The 13,698-nt window shown below is 39.6% G+C and carries 14 protein-coding genes and 1 tRNA gene; 6 read left to right on the top strand and 9 right to left on the bottom strand.

Annotated features, from left to right (window positions below; translation table 11 throughout):
• Positions 1-47 precede the first annotated feature (47 nt).
• Positions 48-866: a bifunctional hydroxymethylpyrimidine kinase/phosphomethylpyrimidine kinase gene (gene thiD / locus AN490_RS11160; protein ID WP_300003155.1), complete on the bottom strand. Its 819-nt coding sequence runs from the start codon at positions 864-866 to the stop codon at positions 48-50.
• A 30-nt stretch (positions 867-896) separates the two neighbouring features.
• Positions 897-2,066: a formate-dependent phosphoribosylglycinamide formyltransferase gene (gene purT / locus AN490_RS11155; RefSeq protein ID WP_300003152.1), complete on the bottom strand. Its 1,170-nt coding sequence runs from the start codon at positions 2,064-2,066 to the stop codon at positions 897-899.
• A gap of 138 nt (positions 2,067-2,204) precedes the next feature.
• On the opposite strand from purT, the gene AN490_RS11150 reads away from it, so the two are divergent.
• The 3 genes from AN490_RS11150 (at position 2,205) to AN490_RS11140 (ending at position 3,656) form a co-directional block, all read left to right on the top strand.
• Positions 2,205-2,684 carry a hypothetical protein gene (locus tag AN490_RS11150; protein WP_300003149.1) on the top strand — a complete coding sequence of 160 codons (480 nt, stop codon included), beginning with the start codon at positions 2,205-2,207 and terminating at the stop codon, positions 2,682-2,684.
• A 202-nt stretch (positions 2,685-2,886) separates the two neighbouring features.
• Positions 2,887-3,498: a GerMN domain-containing protein gene (locus AN490_RS11145; RefSeq protein ID WP_300003146.1), complete on the top strand. Its 612-nt coding sequence runs from the start codon at positions 2,887-2,889 to the stop codon at positions 3,496-3,498.
• A 32-nt stretch (positions 3,499-3,530) separates the two neighbouring features.
• Positions 3,531-3,656, top strand: a complete 126-nt coding sequence (locus AN490_RS11140) for a hypothetical protein (protein WP_300003143.1) — start codon at positions 3,531-3,533, stop codon at positions 3,654-3,656.
• A 41-nt stretch (positions 3,657-3,697) separates the two neighbouring features.
• Here the strand turns inward: AN490_RS11140 and accB are convergent, their stop codons facing one another.
• Entirely contained in the window at positions 3,698-4,222 is a 525-nt protein-coding gene (gene accB, locus AN490_RS11135) for an acetyl-CoA carboxylase biotin carboxyl carrier protein (RefSeq protein WP_300003140.1), read from the bottom strand.
• Between the two features lie 173 nt (positions 4,223-4,395).
• Positions 4,396-4,953, bottom strand: coding sequence for an elongation factor P (gene efp / locus AN490_RS11130; RefSeq protein WP_213718342.1), 558 nt, complete (start codon positions 4,951-4,953; stop codon positions 4,396-4,398).
• A 276-nt stretch (positions 4,954-5,229) separates the two neighbouring features.
• On the opposite strand from efp, the gene AN490_RS11125 reads away from it, so the two are divergent.
• A complete protein-coding gene (locus tag AN490_RS11125; RefSeq protein WP_300003135.1) occupies positions 5,230-6,336 on the top strand; it encodes a peptidylprolyl isomerase in 1,107 nt (368 codons plus the stop codon).
• 62 nt (positions 6,337-6,398) lie between these two features.
• Here AN490_RS11125 and AN490_RS11120 read toward each other — a convergent pair.
• Positions 6,399-6,483 (bottom strand) — tRNA-Ser (locus AN490_RS11120).
• A gap of 58 nt (positions 6,484-6,541) precedes the next feature.
• Positions 6,542-7,471, bottom strand: coding sequence for a TIGR04168 family protein (locus AN490_RS11115; RefSeq protein WP_168696319.1), 930 nt, complete (start codon positions 7,469-7,471; stop codon positions 6,542-6,544).
• A 668-nt stretch (positions 7,472-8,139) separates the two neighbouring features.
• Here AN490_RS11115 and nadA point away from each other — a divergent pair.
• Positions 8,140-9,105 carry a quinolinate synthase NadA gene (gene nadA / locus AN490_RS11110; RefSeq protein ID WP_300003130.1) on the top strand — a complete coding sequence of 322 codons (966 nt, stop codon included), beginning with the start codon at positions 8,140-8,142 and terminating at the stop codon, positions 9,103-9,105.
• Between the two features lie 19 nt (positions 9,106-9,124).
• On the opposite strand, the gene AN490_RS11105 is transcribed toward nadA, so the two are convergent.
• On the bottom strand, positions 9,125-10,015 hold the full coding sequence (locus AN490_RS11105; protein ID WP_300003127.1) for a hypothetical protein: 891 nt from the start codon (positions 10,013-10,015) through the stop codon (positions 9,125-9,127).
• Positions 10,016-11,129: 1,114 nt separating this feature from the next.
• Between AN490_RS11105 and AN490_RS11100 the strand changes: the two genes are divergently transcribed.
• Positions 11,130-11,324, top strand: a complete 195-nt coding sequence (locus tag AN490_RS11100) for a hypothetical protein (RefSeq protein ID WP_015083627.1) — start codon at positions 11,130-11,132, stop codon at positions 11,322-11,324.
• A 259-nt stretch (positions 11,325-11,583) separates the two neighbouring features.
• Here AN490_RS11100 and AN490_RS11095 read toward each other — a convergent pair whose 3' ends face one another.
• Positions 11,584-12,309 carry a cyclase family protein gene (locus tag AN490_RS11095; protein WP_300003117.1) on the bottom strand — a complete coding sequence of 242 codons (726 nt, stop codon included), beginning with the start codon at positions 12,307-12,309 and terminating at the stop codon, positions 11,584-11,586.
• Positions 12,310-12,632: 323 nt separating this feature from the next.
• Positions 12,633-13,652, bottom strand: a complete 1,020-nt coding sequence (locus AN490_RS11090; RefSeq protein ID WP_300003114.1) for an ABC transporter ATP-binding protein — start codon at positions 13,650-13,652, stop codon at positions 12,633-12,635.
• Positions 13,653-13,698 lie beyond the last annotated feature (46 nt).

Here is a 13,698-nt window from a genome sequence, read left to right as displayed (position 1 = left end):
ATAGTAACTAATTATATGTGATTAATACAACTTTTAAAAAAATTGGTTTATTTGATCAATAATGGGAAAAAGTGGCCTACTGGTCCTTGTCCTTTGCCAATATCTAGAGAATAGGTAAGAGCATTTGTCACATATTCTTTTGCTGCTTGTACTGCTGTCCAGAGGTCTTTACCTAAAGCTAGGTTAGCAGCAATGGCCGCTGATAAAGTACAACCTGTGCCATGAGTATTTTTTGTCTCTACCTGTTTCGTTCTCAAAATCTGCAATTTTTCTCCATTAAACCAAACATCAACACCCCGCAAATTTCCAGACATTCCTCCACCCTTGACTAAAACAGCCTTTACTCCCAATTCCCTGTGCATAATTGCCGCTGCTGCTTGCATATCTGCTAAGGAAGTAATTTCTAACCCGCTTAAAATCTGCGCTTCATAGCGATTTGGAGTAATAATAGATGCTAAGGGAATCAGAGTATTCCGTAAAGTTTGCACGGCATTATCATCAATTAATTGCGCTCCTGTGCGTGATACCATCACAGGATCAACTACTAAATTATTAATTTTATAAGCTGCTATTTGCTGGGCTACAGCCAAGATAATTTCTTGGTTAAGTAACATTCCCGTTTTTGCAGCTTGTACGCCAATGTCCTCTACAACCGCCTGAATTTGGGCGACAACAACTTCGGATGCGATCGCATCAACCCTTCTGACTCCTACAGTATTTTGGGCTGTAATGCAGGTAATAGCACTTGTTCCGTGGACGCAGTGAAAAGCAAAAGTCCGTAAATCGGTTTGAATTCCCGCACCCCCACCACTATCAGAACCGGCAATTGTTAAAGCAACAGGGACGAAAGTTTTGTTTGTTGTCATGATAGAGTTTAAATATTAAAAATAAATATATCAATTTATTTTCACCTGACTAGCTGCTTTTGTAGCCTTTTCTCTAGCTTCGGAAATATCCCCACCTTTTGCTAAAGCTACCCCCATACGACGATAAGGATGAGCCGTAGGTTTACCAAATAACTTAATATCTACATCTTTTTCGGCTAAAGCTTCAGCTACACCAGTAAAAGTAATAGAATCAGACTTTTCGGAAGCTAAAATTACCGCACTTGCTGAAAATCCTAACTGTTCAATATGGGGAATTGGTAAACCTAAAATGGCTCGGAGATGTAATTCAAATTCATTCAAATTCTGAGAAATTAATGTCACCATTCCTGTATCATGGGGTCGAGGAGACAGTTCCGAAAAAATCACCTCATCTTTAGTAATGAAAAACTCAACACCAAAAATTCCCGCACCACCCAAAGCATCAGTAACTTTTTTGGCAATTTCTTGAGATGCTAAAATTTTATCTTCAGAAATAGCTGCGGGTTGCCAAGATTCTTGATAATCTCCTCTTTCTTGACGGTGGCCAATGGGATTACAAAAAATTGTGGGTGCGTTCCATTGTTTAATTGTCAGTAAAGTAATTTCAATTTCAAAATTAATGAATTCTTCAACAATTACCTTTTGGCTATCACCACGAGAATTAGAAATAGCATAATTCCAAGCTTTTACGACTTCGCTGCTGTCATTAACTACAGATTGACCTTTTCCAGAAGATGACATCACAGGTTTTACAACATTAGGAAAACCAATTTCTTCGGAAATGATAATTAATTCTTCTAAAGTAACTGCATAACCATATTTAGCAGTTCTAATTCCTAATTCTTGATGTGCTAATTCTCTAATTCTGTCGCGGTTCATTGTGTAGTTAGTCGCCGCTGCTGTGGGAATAACTGTAATTCCTCTTTGCTCAAATTCTTGTAATTTTTCAGTTCTAATTGCTTCAATTTCAGGAATAATAAAATCGGGCTGATGTTTATTTACGACTGCTTCTAAATCATCAGCACTCAGCATAGAGATAACTTCTGCACAATCAGCCACCTGCATCGCCGGAGCATCAGCATATCTGTCCACAGCAATGATATAATTGCCTAAACGTTGAGCAGCAATTACAAATTCTTTTCCTAGTTCACCTGAACCAAGCAGCATTAATTTTTGGGGTAGTTTTAGTGCCTTAATCATGAATTAGATAATTTTTTATAGGTAGATGGGGTATATTCTACATTATTTTGCCTGTATTTTGATAAACAACTGTTCCTAAAGCAACTCCTTCCCGTCCTGCTCATCCTCCTGAGGTATTAACTACACTTAACTAAAATAATGACCGAAAATATTGATAACTCCACCCATTTAACACAAAAATGGTTAGCCGAAATTCAGTCTCTGACACAACAGATGACGAAATTTCAGCGTGAACGAGATGAAGCTTGGGAAAGTTCGCAAAAATGGCGACAACTTTATAATACCGAAGCAGAGCAACGACGTGCAGATACGAAAATGCACCAGGAAGCCATAGCATCTGTAAAAGCTGAAGAACAAAAATTTTTAGGTGTCAATACTGAAATAGGTACTGACAGCACCACAGCTATTCAGCAACAAATTTCCCAATTTAATTCTATAGAAGAGTTACAAACTCAATTATTAGAAGTTATTCAAGAACGTGATTATTTATTACAAGCTTTGAAACTAGAGCAAGAAAATCACGCTCAAACCCGCAAAGGTCTGACTACAGCCTTAGGGGATGCTATTGATAGTCTGGCACGTTCCAGGGCAGATAGGAAGGATGCAGAGGTTTGTTGAAAGTTTTTCCAGAAACCATAGGATTTAGATAAAGGGAAAGCTGACGGACTTGAAAAGATAACTCTACAATTGGAGTGAGAAGGGGGAGTGATTAACAATAGCAGTTTATATACAAATCAAAGCATCTATTTAAGATATAACCTTTATAAACAGGCTACTTATCTTACTACTATTTCCATTCTGAATCCAGTAGGTTTTATATATGAATAACCAACAAAGAACTAACGGTATTTCTGCCGGTGCGGTAGCAGCTATTTCCGCAGCCGTAGTAGCAGTAAGCGGTGGTGTGGCTTGGTTTTCTGGACAGACTCCAGATACTCCCACACCTACCAATTCTTCGCAAACTATTAAGCAGCCAGTCAAGCAATCAACAACCCAACAAGGTAATGAACAGACTGCTAGTATATATTGGCTCAGATCCCAGGAAAATCGGCTGGATTTAGTTCCCCAACCTTTTAAAGTTGCAGCTACCCAACCCAACCAAGTTTTAGAGGCAGCATTTAAAACCTTATTAGCAGGTCCTGGTGAAGGCACAGATTCTACTACTATTCCCCAGGGGACTCAACTATTGGGACTAAAAGCCGAAAACAATGATATTCATGTGAATTTATCCGCAAACTTTACCACTGGTGGAGGTAGCACTTCCATGATGGGGCGTGTGGGACAAGTTGTATATACTGCTACTAGTTTAAACCCTAAAGCCAAAGTATATATTGAAGTCAATGGGAAACCCTTAGAGGTTTTAGGGGGTGAAGGTGTGGAATTACAACAACCACTCACCCGCGAAAGTTTTCAGAAAAATTATCCGCTTTAGTCAGTTGTTAGTTGTCAGTTGTCAGTTGTTAGTTGTCAGTTCTCAGTTGTCAGTTGTCAGTTGTTAGTTGTCAGTTGTCAGTTGTCATTGGGAAAATTCTTTCTCTTCCCCAACTTCCCCAACTTCCCCAACTTCCCCAACTTCCCCAACTTCCCTAACTTCCCTAACTTCCCCAATTTCCCTGTTCCCTATTTAATACTTAATCAGGGTTAATTCTCATTAAAGGCTGACCATATTCTACGGGTTCGCCATTTTGAACTAAAATTTCCATTACTTGTCCAGAGACTTCGGCTTCAATTTCGTTCATCAACTTCATTGCTTCAATTATACAGACACTTTGACCAGCTTTAACGCGATCGCCTACTTCCACGAACGCTGCTTCTCCTGGGGCTGGGGAGCGGTAAAATGTCCCTACCATTGGTGATGGGACTTCAACCAATTTTTGATTAATTGGTGAAGAAGAATGAGGAGGTTGTGCTAATGAATTATCAATAACTTTATTGATTACACCCCCCTCAGACATTGAACTTGGTAAGGCTGTAGATAGCAACTGGGTTACACTGGCACTCCCTACAGCACTAACCGTTCCTTGGGCATTATTGCTAAAGCTGACAGCTTTTCGGACTGTTAGCTCAAATTCATTATTTTTGAGAGTAACTTCCGCAATATCTGTTTGGGCAATAGTTACTAATAGCTGACGGATTTCATTAAAGTCTAATGTCACAATTATTTTACCTCCACCTAACTGTTAAATTAAAATTCTAATTAAGGCAGGGATTTAATCCCTCTATAAAAAAGGGATTGAAATCATTAGCACCAACTTGAGATTTTGGACTTCGCTCAGTTGAACGATTTTATTCCTGACTATTCCCAGTTGGTATCAAAAAAATAGGAAAATTATTCCCTGCCTAAATACTTATCTTCCCTGGTATCAATTTTTATGCGTTCCCCTTGGGCAATAAACAAAGGAACCATGATAGTTGCACCAGTTTCGAGAATTGCGGGTTTAGTACCACCTGTGGCAGTATCACCTTTAACACCAGGATCTGTTTGCACAATTTCCAAAACTACAGAATTAGGTAGTTCTACTTCTAGAACTTGTTCGCCCCAGCGAATCACGTTAACTTCCATACCTTCCTTTAGGTACTTGACGCGATCGCCAATTTGCAATGTAGTTAATTTACCTTCTTCATAAGTCTCCATATCCATAAAGACAAACTCATCACCGTCCTTATAGGTATATTGCATCGTCACTTTTTCCAAAGTCGCTTGAGGAACGCTTTCCCCAGCCCGAAAAGTTTTTTCTAACTGTTTCCCAGTTTGAACACTTTTTAATGTTGTCCGTACGAAGGCAGAACCCTTGCCTGGCTTAACGTGAAGAAAATCTATCACGCGCCAAACCGAACCATCTAATACAATTGAAACACCAGGTCGAAAGTCGTTACTAGAGATCATGAAACTTTCAAATTTTGCAAGACAATCGGCATTTATTGTACCCTTCCCGCGCCATAAGTTGTTAGTTGTTAATTGTCAGTGGTCAGTTGTCAGTTGTCAGGAAAGAAGCAACAGGTAATAGGCAAAATTAATATTTCTTCCCCTGCCTCCCCTACTTCCCCTACTTCCCCTACTTCCCACTTCCCCTGCCTCCTCCATCCCCAGTCCCGCAATATGGGAAGATAATCAATGAATTACTTCCAGTCAACACTTTGATGCTGAAGAAAGGGAAATTTCATGTTGAACTTATTTAAGTCCTGGGTGAAGAACGGCCTAAAGGTAATATTGCTATTAACAATATTTTTAGGCACAGGTACGGCTGGGTGGACTCCCACTAGTAACGCTGGACTACCAGCGGGAAACGCAATTACCGACGGGAAGGCTCTGTTACGCTATGCACTGCCGATAGATAATCAACCTGTACGTAAACTACAAGCTAGTTTAGAAGACATTTCTAACCAACTGCGGGCAAATAAACGATGGGGTGCAGTTAATAATGACCTCAAACAGGCATTGCGGATACTCGATAAACCTTCCCAAATATTAGCAAGCGTTCCGGAAGAACGCCAACCTCAAGCCCAAGCTTGGATGACTGAATTGAAATCTGGCATCATAGAACTGCAAGAACTTGTTAAAACTAAACAAAAAGAACCCATTCTTGAGGGCAGAGCTAAATTACTGAATCTTGTTAGTTTGTTAGAAGAATCAATGGTGACGAAATTCCCCTTTGAAGTTCCGGCTGAATACAGTAACTTACCCCAACTCAAAGGACGAGCTAGGATTGCTTTTAAAACCAATAAAGGCGATCTTACTGTAGTTGTAGATGGCTATAGCGCCCCTGTAACCGCTGGTAACTTTGTAGATTTGGTCCAACGAGGTTTTTATAATGGTTTAGAATTCACCCGTTCGGAAGAATCTTACTTTCTCCAAACCGGAGATCCTGTAGGTAAGGAAGTCGGTTTTATTGATCCTCAAACTGGCAAATACCGGGCTGTTCCCCTAGAAATTTTAGTCGCAGGTGAAAAAGAACCAACCTATGGCACTACTCTCGAAGAAGCTGGGCGTTATTTAGATATGCCTGTTTTACCGTTTTCGTCTTTTGGTGCTTTAGTGATGGCCCGGCCAGAAAATGAAGTTAATGGTGGTTCTTCCCAGGTTTTTTTCTTTTTGTTTGAACCAGAACTTACTCCAGCGGGACGGAATCTTTTAGATGGTCGTTATGCTGTTTTTGGTTATCTGACTGAAGGTAGAGAGATTTTAGATAAACTTAAAGCTGGTGACAAAATTGAATCAGCAACCGTTGTTCAAGGCATAGAAAATTTACTTCAGCCTCAAGCAACCTAATCAGAAATTAAAATCGAAATGTAGGGACGTTTAATCAAACGTCTCTATTTTCCCAAAAAAAACGGAGAGGGGGAGATTCGAACTCCCGGAAGCTTTCACTTCACCTGATTTCAAGTCAGGCGCAATCGACCACTCTGCCACCTCTCCAAATTATTTGCCAGGATTGTGGAATACAAAAACTGACAAATAACATTATAACCTATAATTACAAAATTTGCACTACTGAAACTGAAGAATCATAAAAAACTTCCTCAGTAGCAATTTGGAAGTCTTTACCCACCCAAACCAGAGCAGCTTTTGTTACTACACCCCCCTCCAAAGAAACTAGAGAAAAATTCCGTAATTTCACACCATCTTGCTGAATAATCCGGGGGACAGTGGCAGCATTTAAGTAAATAGTTCCTTCTGGACTTCTAAATACAGCCTTCCTTTGCAGCTTTTTAGTATGGCGCAGAGTTCGGTGCATATGACCAAAAGCGACTAAAGAAACAGTTTTCTTCAGGTTGAGACTTTGAGAAATTGCTGACGCTAAATCAGGATCACCAAAATCACCGCCAATGGGATGCCAATCTTTGCCACAAGGGTCCTCAGCGCGATCGCCTAAACCACTTGGTCCATTGTGTCCTAGAAAAATAATATGATCACAAGTAACACTTTTTACTACTTTGACGATTTTATCTGCGGATTCCTCCAAACTAGAGACACCATACCGTTCTTGACACATTTGGGCAAATCTCCATTCCGGTCCTCCCCAGGTAAAAGGACGACCACCCACCACAGTTAAATTCCAAGCCGGAAAATCCAACTTACCATAACCGACTTGGGCAGATCCCAATAAATCTAATTGTTCCTGTACCCAGTCTTCCTTGGTGCGGTCATAAGGACATTTTTTGCGTCCCCATTCAGTGGCCGAGTACCAGGCATCGTGATTGCCCATTACCGCTGCTTTGGGAAGATCCAGGGAAGCGATCGCTTTTACCACTTCCACTGACTCATTCCCGAAATCTCCGACAAACAGCACTAAGTCCACACCCAGGTGCTTGAGCGCTATGCCGTCTTCCACTTCCCATTGGTCGTGAACATCGCCAATTACAGCAATTTTGATAGGTTTTGATGGAGTTTTCTGACTGGTCATGCCACTTTAAAAAGCCGTATATCTCCAGGATTTGACACTTTCATGGCTAAAGCCACTGAGATTTTGCGGACAGATTTAGATGAAGGGTTTAGCCCAATCCAATCTCGCTGCGACCGCCAAACGCCGCCTAGACGCTCAAAACAACTGCCAATCAAGGTGTCGAAATTGCGCTTACTTTTATTGTTTTCAGTGTTTTTGTGAATCCATGACTAAGCCAAGACTCGGTACGCTCCACACCCTGCCATTACTCGCTCTTTCTTGTCAATACTGCCGTTAGGACTTGAACCTAACCGTTGTTTCATAGGAGCCGGGATTTCTCCGTACTAGGATGCTTCAACACATAGATGTTTTTTGTTCTTACTCACAATTTGATTCTAACATACCACAGGGATTAAAATCCCTCGTGTCGCTTATATCTCAGGGAGCCAAGCCGCGCTCGTTTTACGCTTACCGGATGCTCTTATAAAAAACCAATACGATTAAAATCGCCGGAGTCGCTTGCCTCTCAGAGCTAAAGCCGCGCTCGTTTGCCACTTACCGCGAGGTTTTATGAAACTCTACCGGATTTGGACATAAATTGCTAGGATCAATCCCTCACTATTTTTGGTAAAAACTACTATAATTAAATTCACAAGGTAATAATTTGTAATTAAAAGCAGTTTTTAATTGTGTTTACAACTACACTTACTCAACCAAAATCAGGTAATCTACCATTAGATTTATTTGCGGCTATTACGGATCTGAAAACAGAACTCAACGCCGTGATCTTAGCCCACTACTATCAAGATCCCGATATTCAAGATATTGCAGACTTTATTGGTGATTCCTTACAATTAGCTAAAGCCGCAGCCAATACCAAAGCCGATGTCATTGTCTTTGCCGGTGTTCACTTCATGGCCGAAACCGCCAAAATCCTCAACCCTGATAAATTGGTGTTGTTACCGGATATCAATGCAGGTTGTTCTTTAGCAGATAGTTGTCCTCCCCAAGAATTTGCGGAGTTCAAAGACGCACACCCAAATCATTTAGTTATTTCCTATATTAATTGCTCTGCCGAAATCAAGGCCATGAGCGATATTATCTGTACCAGTTCCAATGCTGTGAAAATTGTGCAGCAAATACCCCAAGAACAGCCGATTATTTTTGCCCCAGATCGGAACTTGGGACGGTATGTGATGGAACAAACCGGACGGGAAATGCTGTTATGGCAAGGTAGCTGTATTGTCCATGAGACTTTTTCGGAAAAGAAAATAGTACAGTTAAAAATTACACATCCTCACGCGGAAGCGATCGCCCACCCCGAATGTGAAACCAGCGTATTGCGTCACGCCAGCTTTATTGGCTCTACAGCCGCCTTACTTAGTTATTGTCAAACCAGCCCTAGCCAGGAATTCATCGTGGCTACAGAGCCGGGAATCATTCACCAGATGCAAAAATTAGCACCTGGCAAACACTTTATTCCCGCACCCCCGCAAAGTGATTGTAACTGTAACGAATGTCCATTTATGCGACTAAACACTTTAGAAAAACTGTATTTAGCCATGAAAAATCGCACCCCAGAAATTACCTTACCAGAAGAACTCCGCACAGCAGCACTAGGACCAATGCAACGGATGTTAGAAATGAGTGTGTAGTTGAAGTTAAAAATTTAACTTACGATTTACCCTTTTCCGCTGCCTTCTGGGCTGCTTCACTAAACTTTTTATACAACTTAGTTCTAATCCGTGCTTCTTGATAGCGGCTGTGACTAGGTGACACCTGACTCATTAAATCAGAAGCCCGTTGCCAATTAGCAGCTAATTCCAACCACTGAGTTGAAGTTATTGCTGTTTTACCAGCCGTAGTAGCTTGGTTAGCTAGTCGCACAGAGGCTACAAATGGATCATCAGATGGAATAGAAAAACTTTGGCTAGGAGGACGATTCAACAATTGTGGTGGACTTTGGTTTGCTGTTTGGGAAGATTGAGAACCTGTGAATGGTGAGAGATCTTTCAGCGGATTACCTAACCAAGAATCTAGCAGCCAAGCTAGTAAAATTACTGAAGATAAACCAGAAACCCCGATCACTAAAGTTTTGATCGAAATTTTCCCTTGATCTGGATTCTTGAGTAAAGATTGGGGTTTCGCTAAAATAGGTTTTCTTGATTTGGTATCAGCTTCAGTTAAATCTGGAATTAACCACTTAAACAAATCTGGTTGGGATACTGTAATTTCCTGTGACCATAATAATTGGTTATCAGTATCACGGTGAATTTCCTCTAACCACAGCAATTGTTCTTCTTTAACAATGCGACTATTGATGTTAACTCGGCGAATGTGACGTGGTGCAAGCGAGTCCAAAATTTGTTGAATTTTTGGCACTAAGGTAGATTGCTCCAGTTGCTCTACCGTGGCTGCTTCGCACAAAAGTTGTAAAACACCATTCACAAAAACTGCTCTAGTTCTGACACTAGACATAACTAGCCTTTCATTCAAGACTTGAATAATTGCCGCAACGCTACCCTGATGAGCTTGCCAAGCGATATCATTTATCCGATCTACCATTTGATATTTAGTGATAGCTCTTACACCCTGACCTGTGAAATAACATAACCCAAGTTGCTAGTTATCTAATTTTAGGCAGGGAAAAAGGTAATTGGTAACTACTTTTGCCTTTTTGCCTATTCTCTCTTCCCTTTTACCTCTTGCCTTTTTCCAACTAGCAATTTAAATATACATTCAATTTGCATATATCAATGTGAATTTGACCAACTCTATATTCTATTTGCTCAAGTGCAAATTGCCACACTTGATATCCTGCTAGGGATAAATGTAATCCATCTGTAGTTAATTCAGAATGCAAGTTACCATTAATATACGTAATTTCACTTATCGTTGTTTTGTTCCTTGTGCGTATTCACTACTTTTTCTGATGACAGCGTTAACTAAGTGAATTCAGGAAGATTTCGATTTCTGTCTATTTTGCTAGTTCACAATATTTAATATTATTAAGCAATACAACGCTATTAAATCCTATTAATCGTTAAAAATATTCTCCCGTCAGGATTAATCAACACTAAAATTTGGGATTATTGAATTTACACAGCTTGCTGTATAAGCTTTACAGCTTTTTGCATATTCCTTTGTAACATCATTTTTCAATGTCTTATCCCTTGATGAGCCACTAAATTTTGAGTCTCATACTTTTGGTAGATGACAATTATGAATGGTTTGTGATGTAAGTTGTAAGGAAAATTAATAAATAATTATATCAGCATCAATTTTTGTTCATAAAAAAATAGAAGTAAAACGCTAGAAAGTCTACTGGATAAGATTAAAATAGCATATTATTTTTTTTCATAAATATGTTTATTTATACATACTTATGAAAATATTTTACTATTAACACAAATAAAAAATACGTAATTTTATTGCGTGATTTTAGTAACATGACTATGTGCAGCAAAGTAAGTAAGCTGTGAAATGCTTGCTACATAAGGGTTATGCTCGTAGTTTAAAAGTTAGATTTGCAGAATTATTGAGTCTGTTTGCTATTTATAGTCTGGATTAGACATATAAAGATTTATCGAAACTAAAGTAGATCAATTCCGGGGATGTAGAATAACCTTGCAAAAAGTGCTAAGATTTATCCGAAGTCTTTAATGTTTCCTTTTATAACGTGGCTAGAGCTAGTACAGCAATCGGTGTATCTCCCATCATTAAGGAGATTGTGCAAAAACAGGCACATTCAACTCGCTTAACTTTAAAAGAAGTTATTCTCATGGGAATGTTGGCAATTGATAAGTTAGATGACCAAAATTGTCAAGAATTGGCAGATCAAGTTCATCAAATGCAGGTTAATGGTGAAATCTAAAACTGCTGGCAAGAGTCTAAAATTCAAAGTCTCAAGCCTCCAGTTCTCAAGCTAAAGTTAGTTGCAAGGGTAGTTGTGTGATTTATCAAATTTCTACTCTTGACTAAAAAAATAGCAACTTCCCATTCAGTAATTCTCAATCAGTTCAAAATCTAACTTGCAGTATTGCTAAAAATTAGTAATAAGTTGCATTATGTTAGAAACAATAAAGGGGATCTAAAACTAGATCCCCTTTATTTGTTCAGAAGTGCATAGAAATTTAAAATAATGCCATTATCCCAGCGGGAGAACCAGAACCTCCGCTCAACCTAAGAATCCCAATGATTAAGGTAGTACCTTGGGGTGGTAACTGATCTAAATTGGTGAGATTTTCGATCACAATTAGCGATCGCTCCAACAGCAAACGATTAATAGTAAAATTGGTATCCTGCCCAGAATCTACACCGTGAGTATCAATGCCCACTCCGGTAATTTGCTTATGTGTAATTAAAAACTCAGTTGCATCATAGCTAAAACCGGGAAAGTGCATTTTGCCATATTTATCTTGGTTAAAAAACGCTTTTTGATTTAACCATTTTTCTTGCCAACCAGTATATAGTATCACTAAACTACCTGGGGGAATTTCCCCAAATTCAGTTTCCCAAGTGTGGATATCGCTAATAGTCAAGACATAATCAGCATTCACTGCCGCTTGTTCGCAAATATTGATAACTACAGCAGGTAATATTAAGGATGATGCTGGATACTGGTCAATACTTGTACCGTTACTATAAAAACTATTGGGGGCATTAATATGAGTGGCACTATGTTCTCCCAATGCAAAGCGTCGTAAATAATAACCATCATCTTGAATTTTTGCAACACTGGTAAATTCTACGGAAGGATCACCAGTCCATGTGGGTATACTTATATCAATTTGATGACTGAGATGGATAACGCGAGAGTAACTAATATTACTTAATTGTTGGGGATTTTTGCTGGTCAAAGGATTTATTCCTAAATTTAGGATATTTTAACAAATAATCCCCCAAGCCTTTTCACTTCAAGGTAATGGGGGGAATTTTAATGTTGCAGCAAAAAGTGAATTTAATTTCAGTGAACAGCGAAAAAGTTAAGTTTTGAATAAGGAAGAGTTAATTTTACATAAACTTTCTCAAATTCAGGACTATGACAAACCAGATGCCGATAACCTCACTTGCTTCAAAATTAGCATTTAGCTGTTTGGCTTTTTCGTCTAAATATGGAAGACAGAGCCTTCTGGAATTCATTCCCATACAGAGTATGGGAACGAGAAAATCCCTGTTCCCTCTATCTCATATTTTGCTTCTTTTCAGCTTTAGGATCACGATTGGCTACAGCGGCTAATTCGGCATCCATTAAGGTTTTTCCGGTGGCTGCTAGGTAAACATCATCTAAACTAGGACGAGATTGGGCGATGCCAAAAATTGGTAAACTGGCATTATTTAAAGCTTGCTGAATCGTGATTAAAACGTCATTTTGGGGGGTGACTACTAAATTTAGGGAGTTACCTTGGGCGCTGTTGATGATGATTTCTTGGACAAAAGGTAAGGCTGCTAAGAGGTTTTTTGCGGTTTCGGCCTCTTCACTGGGGGAAAATTCGCGGATTCTTAAAGTGATGCGATCGCCACCTACCTGATCTTTTAACTGAGATGGTGTACCATTAGCAATAACCAAACCTCTATCAATAATTGCCACCCTATCGGCTAAAGCGTCAACTTCTTCTAAATAATGGCTGGTAATCACAACGGTAGTTCCCGCAGTGCGTAATTGACGCAAGAAATCCCACACCACAACCCGGCTTTCAATATCTAATCCTACCGTTGGTTCATCTAATACTAAAACATCGGGCGCGTGGAGTAAACCAGCAGCCAAATCTAGCCGCTTGCGTAAACCACCGGAATAAGTGCCAGTTTTTTTATCTGCGTATTCTTGTAAACCCAGTAAATCCAAAATAGTGTTAATTCGCTGTTTAATCAGCGCACCGGGAAGATGATAAAGAGCGGCTTGTAATTGTAGTAACTCCCGGCCAGTTAGGACTTTATCTAAAGCTACTTCCTGGGCGACATAACCTAGCTTTTGTCGGGCTAATTTGGGGTGATCTAAGACCGAAATGCCGGAAACTTCAATTTTGCCAGCATCAGGGGTTGTCAGGGTACACAAAGCCCGGAGAGTGGTTGTTTTTCCAGCCCCATTGGGTCCTAGTAAACCAAATATTTCTCCAGGTTGGACTTGAAAGGAGACATCCTGAACTACAACTACATTACCGTAGCTTTTTTTGAGATTTTCGATGAAAACGGCAGCAGCCATAACAGCTATAATCCTTAACTATACAATTCGCAACAATCTATCTTTA

It is taken from the genome of Anabaena sp. AL09 (assembly GCF_001672255.1).
Taxonomy (GTDB): Bacteria; Cyanobacteriota; Cyanobacteriia; order Cyanobacteriales; family Nostocaceae; genus Dolichospermum; species Dolichospermum lemmermannii.
The sequence above is the reverse complement of the archived record's forward strand: the minus strand, read 5'-3'. Positions and strand labels throughout refer to the sequence as shown.